Source organism: Legionella drozanskii LLAP-1 (assembly GCF_001467585.1).
Taxonomy (GTDB): Bacteria; Pseudomonadota; Gammaproteobacteria; order Legionellales; family Legionellaceae; genus Tatlockia; species Tatlockia drozanskii.
This window is the reverse complement of the sequence record NZ_LNXY01000004.1, coordinates 75,115-92,981: the sequence shown is the minus strand read 5'-3', so window position 1 is coordinate 92,981 and position 17,867 is coordinate 75,115. Positions and strand designations below refer to the sequence as shown.

Here is a 17,867-nt window from a genome sequence, read left to right as displayed (position 1 = left end):
AGATCTTATTTTAATCATTTCGATATTTATTGATTCATATTAAGTCAATCTACCATAATAAAAATCGGATGGGTTTTGAGTAAAAGATACTTGACGGAGTAAATTATTACCACTTAGTGCAGTTCGCATACTGTAATTCGCTTTTGCCTCGTTTCTGTAATTAAACCCAAAGATACTCTAGCAGATATCTCATTGTAAAATAATGATTCTTGAAATCGAGTAACGCATCCATTTAAAAATATTTTATGGCAAAACAATTGCCAATATGTCATTTATTAATGCAAAATATCTGATTATTTTTGCTTAGAGTATCTTTTGCTTCCGATGATTGTCATCCCCCTATTTAGTGGGGTTAATTCCATATAGCGCTGGTTTATCAGCATCGCCTATTAAATCATGCGCTAAATAAATATTAATAGAATGGAATGATCTTATTTTTAACGTTTAATGGCTGTTTTCTGCCAAAGAATGACAGTGTCGCTAATCGCCTTATTTGGGGCACGAGCCTTACTACTTCAGGGTTATGAAGGGGCATGCTGATAAACCAGCGCTATATGGAATTAACCCCCGAAAGCAAAGGTTAGGTACACACCAGGCCATTTTGAAGACTTTTATTTACAACATAATGATTAAATGTTAATTTTTAAACTCCAAACTATCGAGTGATCCAATATGAAAATGAAAACAATTGTTCTATCATCACTAGTTTTAGTATGTTCCGCTGCTTTTGCAGACTCAGCCAACCAAAGGTAAGTATTCAACAAGCACTTTCTGCTGCTGAGAAAGCAGGATATACCAATATCCAAAAAATTGAATTTGAACATGGTCAATGGGAAGTTGAAGGACGAGATGCTCAAGGTAAGAAGTTTGAGGTTAAAATCGATGCATCAACCGGTACGCTTTCTAAAGATAACGATTAAACGGTTAATACTGAATAAGCTACTCGCATCAGGTTTTGATGCGAGTATTATATATGGGAATTTTTTTTATCATGCAAATCTGCTGCATTTAAGTGGAAGATGTTTTTCAATAAAGTAAGGTCTCTCCCAATTTTCAGATCAGTGCGAGCATTGTCAAACCAATCAATAATTTCATCATAAACCTAGAATCAAAACCTCCAATTGCAGAAAAGAGACATTACTTAATTTTTACTCCCTTTAGATAACCAGATATCTAGTCTTGCAGTAGTTTTTATTTGAAGGTCTGAATTCTTTTTAAACGTAAGCGCTGATGCAAGTGCTATAAAAACGAGGTATTAAAAGAATTGATTCCATTAGATAAAGATTGTATACCGTAAGCTAAGCTTCCTATTGGAAATGGAAAAACTAAGCTCATAAGGATAGGCAATGACTTTAAAAATTGTAGACACTCATTTTCATTTTTATGACAAAAAAATAAATCATCATCCTTTCCTAACCAACAATGATGAAAAATTGGCTTTATTATGGGGGGAAAAATATCACCAGCAATTACCTGAATCTTATCTCCCCATCGATTATTTTAAAGATATGAAAGATTTTCAAATTGAACATCTGATTATGGCCGAACTTGTTTCAACGAACCCTATTAAAGAGATGAAATTTGCTGAAGACCTTGCCTTGAAGATGCATTATCCCTCAGCAACCATAGCTAATATTAATTTACGCGATAAAAATATTTCTGAAACCCTTAATCAGTATCTCAAAAATCCCTTAATTCGTTCTGTACGAGATCATTTACTTTGGGATCCTAACAATCCACAGCATTGTTATACCGACAAAAATGATATTCTTAAAGAGCCTATTGTTGAGGAATCATTTTCTATCCTTCAATCGTATCCCTTTAATTTTGAATTCGAAATCTATGCACATGATATTCCATTAGCAATTCACTACGCTAAAAAATTTCCTACTATTTCTTTTGCTTTACATTGTTTAGGCTGGCCAATTGATCAAACAGGCGCTGGTTTTAAAAGCTGGAAAAAAAACATGCAAAAGCTGAGTGAATGTGCAAATGTTTTTGTTAAAATAACTGCTATAGAATGCATTTTTGGTCTTAAATGGTCTTTTAAACAAATTGAGCCTTGGATAAAAGAAACAATTGCTATATTTGGAGCTTCGCGTTGTATGTTTGGTAGCCATCTTCCGATTACCAAGCTTTCTCAAGGTGTTTCGGTTTTATACAAAGCCTATCAAGATAGCGTGGTAAATCTATCTGTAAAAGAACAACAATCGCTTTTCGCTGACACTGCAAAGGTTTTTTATAAGCTCTAGAGCGAATGGGTATTAATGGAGCAGGGGGAATTAGGTATAGAACTCGCTTTAAGGGCCTAGAGTGATAGGTCGGAGCTGTTTTGTGACAACTTTATTCCCACTTCAATGTTGTTGTCATGATGATTTCAATTAAGATTCTCAGGTGAACTTTATAAGATAAGAATTCCTTGGCCTTTGAATAACAGTCAAATACCAGAAGATATCCAATTTATAATAAAGAAAGTAAATACGATCGATGCGGGTCACCCAAAACTACTTGACATTAAAGAAAAGCCTAAGCTACCCTTCGTCACTGGACCTCTCAAAGGCCCGAGTATTGATAATTAGACTCATGGAATTTACAGAGTAAATAATTATAGGATAGAACCGATTTACCGTTTCTAATGACTTAGTTTCAGATTTTAGGAGGTAAGATGTCCGCTAATCCTAGTAAGATAAACTGCGATAAAAATCCTCAACTTGATGTCGCGATAATTGGTGCTGGATTCTCTGGACTTTACCTTCTGCATCTGCTTCGTTCCAAAGGATTTTCAGCCAAAATCTTTGAATTGGAAGATGATATTGGTGGTACGTGGTACCGAAACCGGTACCCAGGAGCACGTTGTGACATTCCGAGCACCGATTATTCTTATAGCTTCGATCCTGAACTCGAAGCAGAGTGGAAATGGACTGAGAAATTCGCGAAGCAAGCTGAAATCTACAACTACTTGCAATATGTTGCCGATAAATACAAATTGAGATCAGACATTAATCTCTCGACCAGAGTGGCTAGTGCCAAATGGGACGAAGACTTATCACTTTGGCACTTATCCGTTGAAAGCACCCTGAATAGTACTAAAGAAATTACATGTAGATTTTTTGTAATGGCTAGTGGCTGTCTATCTATACCAAAAGAAATTGACATACCTGGTACGAATAACTTTAATGGAGAAAGTTACCGCACAACGAATTGGCCACAAGAAGAAGTATCCTTCCAAGGAAAACGTGTTGCTGTAATCGGTACCGGTTCAACGGGAATCCAGATTATACCAGTAATTGCAGCACAGGCTGCCTCATTGACTGTTTTTCAAAGAACTCCATGCTTTTCACTTCCCGTTAATAATAGTCCTATTCAACCGGAAGAACTTAAAACTTTGGAAAGCCAGCGCAAAGAATACCGCGAAGCTGCCAGATGGTCTGGAATCGGCGTTCCGGTGGCTATCAATAACAAAAGCGCTCTACAAACCTCTGAGAAGGAACGTAATGTTCTCTATGAGCACCTATGGGAAAATTCTGGCATCGCTGAAGCGGCCTCCGTCTTTAATGATCTGGGTACAAATCGGGATGCAAACGAGACCTTAGCAGAGTTTATTCGAAACAAAATCCGAAGTACTGTAACCGATTCCAAGATAGCTGAAATGCTTTGCCCAAAAGATTATGCTGTTTTTACTAAACGATTATGCTTCGACATTAACTACTATCAAACCTATAATTTTCCACATGTTCGATTAGTTGACTTAAGACAAAATCCGATTACCTCTATAACTAAAACAGGCATCAATACCGCTGAAGAATCATTTGATTTTGATGTTCTGATTTATGCTGTTGGATTCGACGCAATCACTGGAGCATTACTTAATGTTGATATTATCGGACGAGATTCCGTACAACTTCGCGATAAATGGTCTACAGGTCCCCAGTCGTATCTTGGCTTAATGATCTCTGGCTTCCCAAATCTTTTTACAGTCACAGGGCCAGGAAGCCCATCCGTTACGACAAATATGGTAATGTCAATCGAGCAACATGTTGATTGGATCTCTGACTGTATTCAATACATGTCTGCTCAAGGCCTAACTATTATAGAGCCCAGTGAAACTGCAGAAACAAGTTGGACTCAACATGTGCAAGACTGGGGGAATCTCACGCTTTTCCCGGATGCAGAGTCCTGGTATACAGGTGCAAACATCTCAGGAAAACCACGAGGATTCATGCCATATATAGGTGGTCTAGGCAGTTATAGAGCCGTCTGTAATGAAGTTAGGGATCGTGATTATCTGGGTTTTTCTTTTAAAGGACCAGGTATTGATCGTTGCAATGATGGGATCATTCGCCCCTTGAAGCCAGATGTTGCTTCAATACTGCAACCAAGCAAAGACAATAAAAATCCACGCCCAGAAACTTTGCCACTTGAAGAAATAAGAGCTCTTTATGCCTCATTTTCAGTTGAACCACCTCCAAATTATAAGGCTATAGAAATTATAAATGATGTTTTCCCTAGGGCTGATGGCAACTTAAGTTATCGGTTATACCGCCCTATGACTCCTGGACCACATCCAATCATTGTATATTTCCATGGTGGGGGATGGGCTCTTGGTAATCTTGATTCCGACGACCCAATTTGCCGAGACTTGTGCACACGTTCTAATTCAATGGTCATCTCAGTTGACTATCGACTTGCGCCTGAATATTCCTTCCCGACTGCCTCAATCGATGGCTATTCTGCAGTACAATGGGTAGCTAAGAACTCAGCCCGTCTAGATGCTATACCAGACAAGCTGGTTGTAGCTGGATGGAGTGCGGGGGCAAATATCGCCGCTGTTGTCTGTCATATGGCACGGGATCTAGGTGGACCGATTATATGTGGTCAGTTATTGATTAATCCCATGACTGATTGCGATTTTTCACGACCATCCTATACGAACCACGGCGAAGAGTACCTGCTTACTAGTTCTCTAATTCAATGGTTCTGGGACCAGTACGCGAAACCTGAGGATCGGGAGAACCCCAAAGCATCCCCTATTCGTGCTAAAAACTTATCGAATTTACCACCCGCATTTATAGCGACCAGTGAATTTGACCCTCTGCTAGACGAAGGTGAGGCCTACGCTAAAAAACTGCATAGCGCCGGTACGAGGGTAACCTACCGTATGTACCCTGGCCAAATCCATGGGTCACTAGTGGCTGTATACTCTGTGCCCTCAAGTTCAGAAGCACGGTCCGACATGGCAACAGCCCTTCTTGAATTTTTTAATTCCTCGGATACTTCTCGCGGAAAAGCGGTAGATATGGCTTCCAACCAGTATGCAGAATATATGGAAACTCTAACTGAATAAATGGATATAGATGCATTTTGAAATAACAAAAGGATTAAATATGACCACTACAGGTATTCAATCAATTAAAGCAGATAAAGTTTCTTTGCTCGCACTATTCCTCACCATCTTTGTTGATGCCTCTGGTATGGCGCTTGTGTATCCAGTACTCACCCCCCTTTTTGTTCACAACACAACACACTTATTCGATCCGGCAGTTTCTGCAGATTTTCGCAATTTTATGTATGGTTTTGTTTTAGCCATTTACCCCATAATGATGTTTATAGGTTCGCCCATTCTAGGTGCCTTATCAGACAAGCACGGCCGTAGATCAATTTTAATCACCTGTATTACTGGTAATTTTATTGGCTTATTAGTCATGGGGATGGGAGTTACGATGAACAATGTAGCCCTGATCTTTCTTGGCCGGATTATCTCAGGTATCACAGCAGCGAGTTTACCGGTTTCACAGGCCGCAATTATTGACCTTAGTACCGAACAGACCAAAGCCAGAAATATTAGCCTCATCACAGCAGCCAACTCAATCGGCTTTATTGTTGGCCCAATCATTACCGGCGTTTTATCCTATCCCATATTTGGGGTCACTCTTGGTCTGTCTGCGCCATTTTATTTTGCTGCTTTATTGCCTGCAGTAACTTTGTTTTTTCTTGTATTCTATTTCAAAGAAACTTACCCAGGAAATAAAGGCATGAAGTTGAATATGTTGAGCGCATTTCAAAGTATCTTTAGTGCCTTCAGAAATAAGAACACGATGACGCCACTTTGGATCCTAACTGGATTTTTAATAGGGTATTATATTTTCTTTAATTACATGTCCATGTTTGCTTTGCTCCAATTTGGTTACGACCAACTCATGGTTTCTGTCTTGCTGTGTTGTTTTTCGGTGACCTTTGCAAGTTCATTTTTGTTCATGATTCCCTTTTTGACATCAAAATTCTCCCTGAATAAATGTCTATTGATTAGTGTAGCTCCTCAATTTATGTGCATTTTGGCACTCATTATGTTTACTAAAGTGAGCGTTCTCTGGGCTGTTGCTGTAATTATGGCTATTTTTGTACCTTGCAGTTATGTAGCCTTGCTAAGTATTCTTTCCAATAAAACGGAAGTAGAATTTCAAGGAAGGATTATGGGAGTATCTTCTTCGGTCAACTCTTTTGCATGGGGCTTCGCACCATTATTAACAGCACTCCTTCAACCAAATTCGCTACTCCTGCCTCTTATGTCTTCAACAGTCATACTTCTAGCAACGCTCTTTATATCTATAAGATACGTTAGAGGCAGTAATTCGATTGGAATTATTGAAACTCGTCTTTGTGAAGAGTAAAACGAGAGGTATCCGTTCAGTGTGAACGCTTGCAACGAGGGAGTAATCGCGATCACGTATTGGGTTAGGGCTAAAAAGCCTAACCCAACCTAACTCGCTATCTTAAACTTTTGTAAATATTAATGACCCATTAGTACCGCCAAATCCAAACGAATTAGATAAAGCAACTCTAATCTTCATTTGGCGAGCAGTTTGTGGAACAAAATCAAGAGTGCAATTATCACTTGGATTCTCTAAATTTATCGTTGGAGGAGCGACTTGATCGCGTAATGAGAGTAAACAAAAGATAGCCTCTATGGCTCCTGATGCTCCAAGTAAGTGGCCAGTCATAGATTTTGTAGAACTCACTGCAACAGTTTTTGAATAAGAACCGAGTACTTGGGTAATGGCCATAGCTTCACATTCGTCTCCTGCCGGTGTAGATGTAGCGTGGGCGTTGATATAATCAATTTCTGACGGATTAATTTTCCCATCTTTCATCGCATTGCTCATTGAATTCATAGCTCCCTCACCAGTAGGTGATGGTGAAGTAATATGAAAAGCATCAGCACTTGTACCATAACCTATGAGTTCTCCGTAGATTCTTGCATTCCGTTGTTTTGCATGTTCGTAAGATTCTAATACCAAAACTCCTGCACCATCTCCTGACATAAAACCATCTCGATCTTTATCCCATGGTCTACTTGCAGCAGTTGGGTTGTCATTGCGCCGCGATAAAGCACGACAAGCGGCAAAGCCACCCAGAGCCAACGGTGTGGTTGCCATTTCACTTCCTCCGGCAAACATGACATCTACGTCACCACGAGCAATCATACGGGCTGCCTCGCCAATATTATGTGTCCCGGTTGTACAGGCTGAAACCACAGACATGTTGGGGCCTTTCAATCCATAGCGAATTGAAATATGACCAGCTACCATATTAATAATCGTAGAAGGAATAAAAAAAGGAGAGATTTTTCGAGGCCCTCCATTTAAATAGTCGGAATGGGCTTTTTCAATGGTGAGTATGCCGCCAATTCCAGAACCTACAGCCACTCCAACCCTATTCAAATTTATAGTGTTGCAGTCCAAGCCAGAGTCATTAAATGCTTCTGTTGCTGCAGCTAATCCGTATTGAATAAAGAGGTCCATTTTTTTTGTATCTTTGGAGGTAATGTTGAATTGTTCTGGATTGAATTGTTTAATTGATGCAGAAAAACGACATGGGAAATCTTTGGTATCAAATGTTGTAATCAAAGAAGCGCCGCTTTGACTACTAAGGATAGCACTCCATGTTGATTCAACAGACAAGCCTAAAGAGGTTATCATTCCTAGTCCAGTTATTACAACACGTTGTTGAGACATAGATTACTTTAATTAAAGGATAGTACTTAGGAGTATATAAGATTTACATTATATGATCGAGTGTAACTTAGGTAGCCCGGGCCTATGCAGCTTTATAACGACCTTCTGGCCAAGATAAGTCAGACCTGTCTTGGCATTGGGAGTTACGATAAATTTTAATATAATTGCTCTTGAAATCTCTAGTAGAGTTGCGAGCTGACCACCCTATCTCATACCTTTGTATCAATCAATGCTCTAAAATGCTGAAATAGGAATGAAGCAATTTTGCAAGGTACTTTGTGTGTTTAGCATAACCATCATCGCCAACTGATTGATTATTTTTTGACAAATATAATTTGTTTTCAATTGTCCTTGAATTACTTATCTCTTGTGAAGAAAACATACTCGTATAGAGAGGCAACAGTTTATAGAATGGATCCTCGCTATTGGTGGTGCTAATAAGTAAAGTGCGCCAAAATTCATAGTCCCTTTTTTCTGTTACTGTGTTCGAGTGTTCATTTAAGTAATCAAATAGGTCTGTTAACGAAATGGAATGATTTAGACAATTATATACACTGGACTGATCAGGTATTACATCACAGGATTGTGCAATAAATGTTGCAACCTGTTCCGTTGGGAGAACATCGAAAGTATGATGTAAATCGGGATAATAACCCATACGCATACACTTCATAATAAAAGCAACAAAATGGTTTTGACGAAGCAACAAGGGATCTTGTGAATCTAAAATCAATGGCAAGCGCAAGGTTGTAACTGGATACCCTAGTTCAGTTGCTTTATGCATTAAAGATTCTGCCATAAATTTGGATTGCTCATAGCCAGAGACAAATTGAGTTATTAGTGAATTGTCCAAATACCATTCGGTCAAATTATTAATTTCAGAAAATTGTGTTGAAATATAGAACAAATGTTCGCTTTTAGATAAATTCGCCACCTGAAGCATGTTGTTACTTACTAAAACATTATTAGTTTTCAATCGGGCATAATCTACCACATGATTTACCTCAGCAGCCGCATGAATAATAATTGAAATACTATCGCAAAGCGTCGAAAAAGCGGAGGCATCTAAGCCTAAATCAGGTTGCGCAAGATCACCAGAATATAGATGCACACGTGAGCAGTCTAAGACTGAAGAAAACACATCGCTGAATCGATTAATTAAGCGAATACGCGCTTTTTCAACAGTGGCAGCTCTTATCAACACATGGATTTGCTTATCAGTCTGATCCAATAATGCTTTAAGCAGATGAATTCCCAAATGCCCAGTAGCACCCGTCAAAAAGATCCCATTGCTATTTTTGGGCTCCCCATAGGGAGCTATAAGTTCATTAAGATCAAACTCTTTATCCCAGGATGGAAGTTGTTTAATTACTCCATTAAGTAATGAATCAATTGTTGGGTTAGCGAGAAATTTTGCAAAATTTATTTTGACAGTAAGTTGTTGTTCAACCAGCAACGTCATTTGAGCTAACAATAATGAATCACCACCTAACTGGAAAAAGTTATCCTCTAAATTTATATTCTTTTTCCGCAATAAATGCTCCCATATTTTAATGCACTCTTGCTCGACAAAAGACAAAGCGACAATGGGTTTAATCGGAACTATATGTTCGTCAGACTCTTGCTCACAGAAGGATTGAACCACCTCAATTAATTCTTTTCTATCAATTTTTCCACTGGTATTACGTGGAAAATCAGCAAGTGTAACTATTTTCCATGGCAACATATATTTAGGAAGATGTTGTTGCAGATCGCTAAAAAGGACATCAATATCATCAACAACCGGCATCACACATAAAACGATATGCTTCACTAGAGAACCACCCGATTGAGATGGAACGATAAGTGCACAAGCATTTTTCACATCAGGACATACCTTTAGTACAAGTTGCTCAATTTCTCCAAGCTCAATTAACAATCCATGCAATTTTACTCGGTTATCTTTACGACCTAAATACTCAAGCGCGTTTTGGTCACGCCAACGAACAAAATCACCAGTCTTATAGATGCGTGGATAACGCGATTGATAAGGATTATCAGCAAATGGATTGGTTTTTAATTGACCTCCGATGTACCCACGGGCAACCCCTGTACCGGATAAATATAATTCCCCTACGACCCCTTCGGGTACCAAATTTCCATAAGAATCAAGCACTAGCGCAATGACATTATCACAAGGTGTGCCTATAGGTACCTGGGAGAAGAGTACAGAATTGCTGCATTCATAGGCTGTTGCATAAACGGTAACTTCTGTAGGTCCATATAAATTATACAATTTGCATGCTGTACCGCTTTGCAACCATTGATTCACATTTGCAGGAGGGAGTACTTCACCTATCATAATAATATGTTGTAATGAGGTGCATTTGGCCAAATTATCTTGCAAAATACTAAATAAAGAAGGCACTGTACTTACCATGGTAACGGAATGTCTTGCACAAAGTTCTGCATGCGCATGAGGATTATCGTCTTGATGAAATAATACTGTTGTACCACCACAAATTAGAGGCAAACAATATTCAGGAAGGGACACATCGAAAGTTACCATAGTTGATTGTAAGAATTTATTTTGGGCAGAATAATTAAAATATTTTTTCATCCACAATAAACGATCAATAAGCCCACCTTGTTCAACTAAAACCCCTTTAGGTAAACCAGTACTGCCAGAAGTAAATAGTACATAAGCTAAATCTGAGGCAGTTGTTGCCAGAGAATATTCAGATGTCAAAACAGCTGTAGGCTGATTCACTAACTGAATCTCTAAGGACTCGTTATGCAAGCTCAGATCAAGTACCAGCATATGTGACATACTGTTTACATAATTTAAAATCTCTGCCGAGCACTCTTGGTTGATATTGATAATTTTCTTACAAGCAATAGTTTCCATCGTATATTTAATACGTTCCAAAGGATAATGCTTATTTAATGGTGCAAAAGCATATCCCTGTTTCCACAAAGCCAATACCGTGACAATAAATTCAATGTTTGCGCGCTCAGGAGACAAAATACCTACTGTCTCATCACGGTGTTGAGGAAACTCCGCCAGTGTAGCCGCGAGTTGATCAACATAAGACGACAGTTGCTTGTAGCTAATAGTCTGACTCTGCATTTCAATGGCAATTGCCTCTGGAGTCAAACTGACGTAGTCCATAAAATGGTCATATACTAATTTATCGGGTTGTTCCGCTACAAAAACAGGAAGTAAACCGGTTTCATCCATACCTGTGACTAATTTAATATCGCGCAAGCGATGCGAACTTTCCTTATTTAATAAGGCGCGCCCTAATTGCAAAAGAATGAGCTTATAATGCTGCATTAAATTCGTCAAAATCGTATCTGAAAATAAATCCCGCTGATATTTAATATCAAAAGAATAGCTGTCTATAGTTTGAGTGACCCATAAACTTACTTCAAACTGAGCTTCTTGTTGGGGATACATTAAAGGTTCAATGTGTAATTCCTGATTATTAATGTCCATTTCAAGTTCAGAAGCATCGAAGTAATTAAAATAAGTCTGTAGTAATTTTCGACCTTGTAAGACCTTTTTCACGCGGTCTTGCATCATCAGTTTCATCAAAGGCAGATCTTGAAACTCCATCAGCTCAATCAAATGATTTTTCACTGAAGTTACAAAATCTAAACAAGCCTTATTTTGATCAACAGGAATACATAACGGCAATACATTAACAAAATGCCCAATAATGTCCGTCCATTTTTTTTGAGTTCTGCCATTAAATGCAATACCAATTAATACATTGCGCTCATCAGTATATTTAGCTAACAACAAAGCCCAGGCACTTAAACATAAATGCACCCGCATGCTGGCGGGTAAAGACATAATTGTTTGCAGTTCATCAGCGTCAAGTTCAAGCTTAATACTGCCGCCGCGGGTTAGATCGATTGATTGTTGTGAATCATTTTTTGGTAATTCAAATGCCCGTAACTCATTATCGTCATCCAATACTTGCTGCAACAAAAACGATAGAGCATCAGGTATCGTATGCTGACGTTGAAAATCAGTGAATTCATGATATGAGGCCGGCTCTGTTAGAGTAGGCAAAACAAAACCAGGAACACATAAAGAACGCACCAATTGATCACCTAACTGAAACATAGCGGCTGCATCCATCACAATATGATGGGAAGACAACATCAAATACACCTCATTTCCCTGCTCAATAAGATAAACTTTAGTTGCCAATTCTTTTGCTAAATCTATAAAACGATTTAAATGGGTTTGTAAGTAATCATCAACTACAGCATCGGCAGATAACTCTTCGATTATCAGCATGGGATAAGTAACCGCTTCTTCCATGGGTATTATTTTATAACCAAGTTCATTATTCTGATGAGTAAATAGTGCTCGCAAGAGTTCATGCCTTTGCAACATGATCCGCCATGTATGTTGGAATTGCTCAAGATGAATCGACTTACCTGTAATCTTCCAGCCAATAGAACAATTATAAGCAGTAGTATGCTCCGCCGTTTGTTGCTCGAACCAAATGGAAAATTGATTTGCGGAAAGTGGATAAAACCTGGTTTCACTAATGAGATCTTCTGTCTTAGAAGTATATTCCACAACAGGTGACACTTCATTAGCCTGGCTGTCCAACCACAACCGATTGAGTTTCTGCTTTAAAGAACCAACAGTTCGTTCAGTGAGTAACAACGATAAAGGGATTGATATATTCAGTTGCGTTTGTAATTCAGAACGAATGCGAATGGTATTGATTGAATCTAAACCAAGATCTGTTAAATCACTGCCATCATTAATAGAGCAAATTTCATGGTCGGTTTCTTCGGCAATTAATTGGACCAGAAGCTGTTGTACGTAGTCCTCATTATTGCATTCAGTTATAGATGGATTATCCTCTACTGCAACTTTCGCTATTTGCGGTCTATCTAATTTAAATACTGCAAAATGGTATTGCTTGGCTACATTAAGGCAGGCAAATAAAGAAGCGCAACAGAGTTCAGGTTCCAAGGCTTTAAAATCACGCACAGCCACACTGGACTTGGCATTAGCGGATAATTTGGCCATCATGCCAGTATTCGCCCATGGTCCCCAATCGATAATAGTAACTGGCAAATTAAGACTAGAACGATAATCTGCCAAATCAACCAAACCTAGATTTGCCAAAGCATAACTAAATTGTCCGGGCGAAGGAACTAACGTTGCAAGTGAGGAGAATAAAACAAACTGTTCTAATTCGGGTATTTGCAAAGAGAATTCATGCAATTTCCAGGCTGAATCTACTTTAACTGCGCGGGTTGTGGCAATCGACTCAGCGGTTATTCTCCCCAAAGATTGATCGATATTAATGCCTGCTAAATGATATATGCCGTACAAAGGACGTGGCAGGGTCTTACATAATAGTTCAAATTGCAATGAATTAGTGACATCAAGCTGCTTACAAAGAATATTAGCCTCATAACCTGTTGTCAGTTGTTCGATAAAGGAAAGGTTCTCTGCTAATGACTCAGGTTTACTATAAGTCACTATCACCTTTTTAATGCCCAGATTGGCAAGCATATGTTTTAATAAATTTTTACCAATACCGCCCAAACCACCGATTAGCAAATAATAACCATCGGTTTTTAAAACTTTAGGAGACGTATTCAAACTTAAGAGGGGTGAGATTTGGTAGCGATAAAGTTCATTGGACTTTACTTGCCAAAATGGAGCAACTAACTTATCGCTATCAGTAGCAATCTCTCCAAACAGGTAGTGTACGTTGTCCGAGGTAAAGGTATCATAATAGAGATACCTGAAATCAATATTAGGGAATTCAGTCGGAAAAGCAAGGACTACCGCGCGCATTAATACCAGAAAATGTTCACAAGAAACCAGGGTCAGTTTTTTTAAGCGTCCAGGATGTTTTTCATCATGCAAACAAAGTGCACTATATAGTTGATTAAAACTTTGGAACAGCGAATTCGTTTCAGAATCAGCTAAATAAATAAGATGAGTACCCGTTAGTTCAGCGCCAGCAATAAAATCAGCAAACGACAGGCTTTTCATTGACTCATTTGGCGTTGAAAAACAAGCTAAAAATTCAGCGACCTGTGTTTTTTTATCATTAAAAACTACTGTACATGGCTCATAATAATCTAGAGCACTAGGGTTCGGTAAAACGGGCTGCCAATCTACATAATGTATATTCTGCTTTTTAAATTGTTCCACATCAACGGCTTGACAAACAACTCCCTGTGCACGCATGACCACTTCATTTTTTGAATTATATACGGTTAAATTAGCTTCAAGATACTCCTCTGCCAACGTAGTTATTTGAGCATGGCATTGAAACACTGTATTCCAGGACTCATCTTGGAATAGGGTGAGTGAAGCAATATTTGTAGGCACGTAAGCATGCCCTACGTTAACCAAACCAAGACCAATAGTCTGCAAACAATTATCTATAAATACTGCATGACTTATTGTGCACTGCTCGGAATCAGGCGGGAATATTTCTGCAATAATATTATGCACATCCAAGGGATAATAAGACGCCAATCTTTTAAACAAAGAACCATAAGTAACACCACAGTCTGCATAACGTTGATAGAAACCGACTACCGATTTTTTTTCAACAGCACTATGTTCTGGTAGTGATTGCTTAGACTGTTCGCTAGCCTTTATAAAGACCTGCAACTCACAAACAATGACTTGCGGTTCTGCAGTCCGATAATAAGTCACATGATAGTTGTTGGCTTTTTTTTGACTAATCACGACCCTAAGGTGTTCACTTGAACTGTCTTCAAAAATAACCGGTCTTAAAATCAACATGCGTTGAATTTCAATTAGCAAAGGCTGCTGATTTCCCAGATAGTCTCTAGACAGTTTTTGCATAAGCGCAATACTAGTATCTACATAATAAGATCCTGGCAGTATTTGCTGATTATTAATCACATGTTGCGCGATATAAGCATCTTTAGCTTTTGTGAGATCTACGTTTATCTGCAGCTCAAGGCAAGTCGGAACCAATTCCAAAGTGTTTTGCCTGCTTGCATTAGGGGTGAACTGCTTCAAATACTCAGGCATTAGTTCAGTTCTTGCAAAAACTTTTTTATAGACACCCCACTCAGCAAGCTCTTGTCCTTCACTGCCCAGCACTACATGAGCGTTAGATCCACTCATCCCAAAGGAACTTACGCCCCCAATAATAGTTGATTTTTCTATTATTTGTTTTGGAAACTCAACCTGCAACAAATCATGACGCAAATCCGGATTGACACAATGAGCGGCAGTGTGTGGTGGAATAATACCATGATAAATACATAAACTGGTTTTAATAACACTTGCTAAACCAGCAGCTGCTTCGCAATGAGCTATATTGCCTTTTACCGACCCAATATAGAGTGGGGTTTTCCTGTCTTGATAAACATCGCACAAAGCAGCAAACTCAATTTTATCGCCTAAATTGGTACCCGTTCCATGAGTTTCTATGAAGTTAACCTGATCAGGATGCACTTTAGCATTAGCTAAAGCTTCTTTAATGACCCGTTTCTGTGCTTCTTTGGAAGGGGCGATGATGCCATTGGTTTTACCATCACTATTAATTGCGCTACCTAAAATATTCGCATAGATACGACGTTTATCCTTTAGGGCATCTGCATGCTTTTGCAAAATGATTACACCAACGCCTTCACCTCGCGCAAAACCATCCGCATTCTGACTAAAGGGCTTGCAACGTCCATCTTTTGCCATCAAGCCAGCGCTTGTTAAATCGAGATTGTAGTCAATAGTTAAAATTAAAGTGGTACCGCCAACCACTGCAATATCACATTCATTATTCTTCAACGATTGAACTGCTTGATGCAAAGCGACCAAAGATGATGAACAGGCAGTATCAACTACAAAATTAGGCCCAATAAGATCGAAATGATAGGCAATGCGACCCGCCGCCATACTTCCCAAAGAACCCTTACTATGAAAACCGCCAAAATCTCCAGAGGTATGCATGACCCGTGAGTAATCTTGAGTTCCTAAGCCAATAAATACACCACAGCGTGTTCCTTTTACCTGCTTGGGATCAATCTGTGCATCCTCAAATGCATGATAGGTATGTTCCAGCAAAATACGATGTTGCGGATCCATACGCGCTGCTTCTTTGGGCGAAATTGCAAAAGATTGCGCATCAAAAGTCCAGGGGTTTCTTTTTAAATAGCCACCATGCTTAATTAAATCAGGTACTTGCTGCATATCGACTTGCCATCGATTGGGTGCAATATCTGTAGTTGCATCTGCTGCATCTAAAATTACTTGATAAAAATGAGTCAATGAATCAGCTTGGCCTGCGAATTCGCAGGCCATACCTATGATCGAAATAAACGGGTTTTGATTCAAGTCAAGATACCCCTATAAAACAGCATAAGATTGTTTAATTGCATCTATGGCGTAGTTTGCAGTGCGAATGGCACCTTCAAAAAAACCCTGAAATTGTGAATAGGCCTCGCCACAGATATGCATGTTCTTGCAGCAAGAATGTTCTGACAAAGAAAAAGCCTTCAAGGTATTCATAATCAAACCAGACTGAGCGCCCGCCTTCCAGAAGTGAACTCCTGCACCAAAAGGTGGCCTACCCCAATCACGTATGCCCCATTCATCAACGCAGGGGAGAGATGCCAAATTAAAATGTTGCTGCATCGTTTTTTCAATTTCATGTTTCAATTGCAGATTTTTATTAACCTGCGGCAAATATTGATAACCTTGGAAATCATCCACTGGATCTTCAACAAAATTGCGCCAATATTGATGCCATGGACCATCACAATAAAACATGGCCAAACCATAAGGCTCACCGTTATATTCTTTATATTCAAGATGACCAGCACGAAAGGGAGCGCCTTCGCCGCTAGTCGCGGGAGCATCTCTACCCCAGGGTGGATTTTTAATAGTTGCTGTTGCCCATAAAATGGGTATGGGCATTACGCTATCCAACAAAATATTGATTGTTCCTGGCAAAAACTGAGACATTTTTTTTAAAGAATATTGGGGAATAGCCAGGATTACATGTTCACTCGTTAAATTAAGCTCTGTTTTATTCGACTCAACAAACTTCAAAGATACCAAACGCTCGTCTTGTTGTTTTATCTCGGTTAAATGATGATTTAAATATACAGTCACACCTAATGTAACAACTGCTTTTTCTATGGTATTAACAAACTGAATCATCCCATCAACAGGCAGATAAGAAGCTTGTTTCATTTGTCGAAAGCTCAGCAAAAAAACAATCCAATCCAGAGCATTCTGATTGTCATTTTTCATATTGTAATAAGGGCCTTTTTCCCGGAAAAACTCAACTGCTTCATACGACAAAACATCGTTAAAGACATTCCAGGCACCTTGTTGGTATAAAGGTTTATTCTTATATACTGCGGATTTTCTTAACTCCGTAATTAACTGGTCACGATGAGGATTAGCCAGATCATCCGTTTTTAAATCCCACTGATCACCCAATATTTTTTGCATGCCCAATTCCAACAGCAAAATATCTGCGCCTTTATCTGGATTATCCAAAATCAGTTGTCTTTCTTCAGCGGTTAATTTATCCAGATTAGGTACAGAGCTAGAGGTTGCCTCACCTTGTTCAATTGGTTTAACCTGTATCTTTAATTCCTTCACAAATCGATCAGTCTCGGTTTGAAAATCAGGCTCAATACGCAATGCACCATAAGCGGGTTGAAAAAAACCATCAGCAAAAGAGCCCGTTTGTATCCGACCACCCAAAATTGGAAGTGATTCAAATAAAGCGATTGATTTCTCTGGATAGGCTTTTTTTAATTGATAAGCGCTGTATAAACCGGAAATACCGCCACCAACAATCGTAATATCATATTTTTTCATTGCGTTAA

7 protein-coding genes are annotated in these 17,867 nt (G+C 38.9%); 4 read left to right on the top strand and 3 right to left on the bottom strand.

The window, feature by feature from the left end:
* Positions 1 to 713 precede the first annotated feature (713 nt).
* The 4 genes from Ldro_RS03060 (at position 714) to Ldro_RS03045 (ending at position 6,668) form a co-directional block, all read left to right on the top strand.
* Positions 714 to 920, top strand: coding sequence for a PepSY domain-containing protein (locus tag Ldro_RS03060; RefSeq protein ID WP_238583947.1), 207 nt, complete (start codon positions 714 to 716; stop codon positions 918 to 920).
* A gap of 426 nt (positions 921 to 1,346) precedes the next feature.
* Positions 1,347 to 2,252: an amidohydrolase family protein gene (locus Ldro_RS03055; RefSeq protein WP_058494962.1), complete on the top strand. Its 906-nt coding sequence runs from the start codon at positions 1,347 to 1,349 to the stop codon at positions 2,250 to 2,252.
* A 413-nt stretch (positions 2,253 to 2,665) separates the two neighbouring features.
* Entirely contained in the window at positions 2,666 to 5,344 is a 2,679-nt protein-coding gene (locus Ldro_RS03050) for a flavin-containing monooxygenase (RefSeq protein WP_058494961.1), read from the top strand.
* A 40-nt stretch (positions 5,345 to 5,384) separates the two neighbouring features.
* The gene (locus Ldro_RS03045; protein WP_162263962.1) at positions 5,385 to 6,668 is read left to right on the top strand and encodes an MFS transporter; all 1,284 of its coding nucleotides are present in this window, start codon (positions 5,385 to 5,387) and stop codon (positions 6,666 to 6,668) included.
* Between the two features lie 102 nt (positions 6,669 to 6,770).
* On the opposite strand, the gene fabF is transcribed toward Ldro_RS03045, so the two are convergent.
* The 3 genes from fabF to Ldro_RS03030 all read right to left on the bottom strand — a co-directional run bounded on the left by fabF (position 6,771) and on the right by Ldro_RS03030 (position 17,859).
* Positions 6,771 to 8,012 (bottom strand): beta-ketoacyl-ACP synthase II, encoded by a 1,242-nt coding sequence (gene fabF, locus Ldro_RS03040; RefSeq protein WP_058494959.1) that lies wholly within the window; start codon positions 8,010 to 8,012, stop codon positions 6,771 to 6,773.
* Between the two features lie 226 nt (positions 8,013 to 8,238).
* The gene (locus tag Ldro_RS03035; protein ID WP_058494958.1) at positions 8,239 to 16,359 is read right to left on the bottom strand and encodes a non-ribosomal peptide synthetase; all 8,121 of its coding nucleotides are present in this window, start codon (positions 16,357 to 16,359) and stop codon (positions 8,239 to 8,241) included.
* Positions 16,360 to 16,371: 12 nt separating this feature from the next.
* Positions 16,372 to 17,859: a flavin monoamine oxidase family protein gene (locus Ldro_RS03030; protein WP_058494957.1), complete on the bottom strand. Its 1,488-nt coding sequence runs from the start codon at positions 17,857 to 17,859 to the stop codon at positions 16,372 to 16,374.
* Between the last annotated feature and the right edge of the window lie 8 nt (positions 17,860 to 17,867).

What these genes read in the sequence shown, in the direction of transcription:
- Ldro_RS03045 (WP_162263962.1), top strand. Translation starts at nt 5,385, where the DNA reads ATGACCACTACAGGTATTCAATCAATTAAAGCAGATAAAGTTTCTTTG.
- Ldro_RS03060 (WP_238583947.1), top strand. Translation starts at nt 714, where the DNA reads ATGTTCCGCTGCTTTTGCAGACTCAGCCAACCAAAGGTAAGTATTCAA.
- Ldro_RS03030 (WP_058494957.1), bottom strand. Translation starts at nt 17,859, where the DNA reads ATGAAAAAATATGATATTACGATTGTTGGTGGCGGTATTTCCGGTTTA.
- Ldro_RS03055 (WP_058494962.1), top strand. Translation starts at nt 1,347, where the DNA reads ATGACTTTAAAAATTGTAGACACTCATTTTCATTTTTATGACAAAAAA.
- fabF (WP_058494959.1), bottom strand. Translation starts at nt 8,012, where the DNA reads ATGTCTCAACAACGTGTTGTAATAACTGGACTAGGAATGATAACCTCT.
- Ldro_RS03050 (WP_058494961.1), top strand. Translation starts at nt 2,666, where the DNA reads ATGTCCGCTAATCCTAGTAAGATAAACTGCGATAAAAATCCTCAACTT.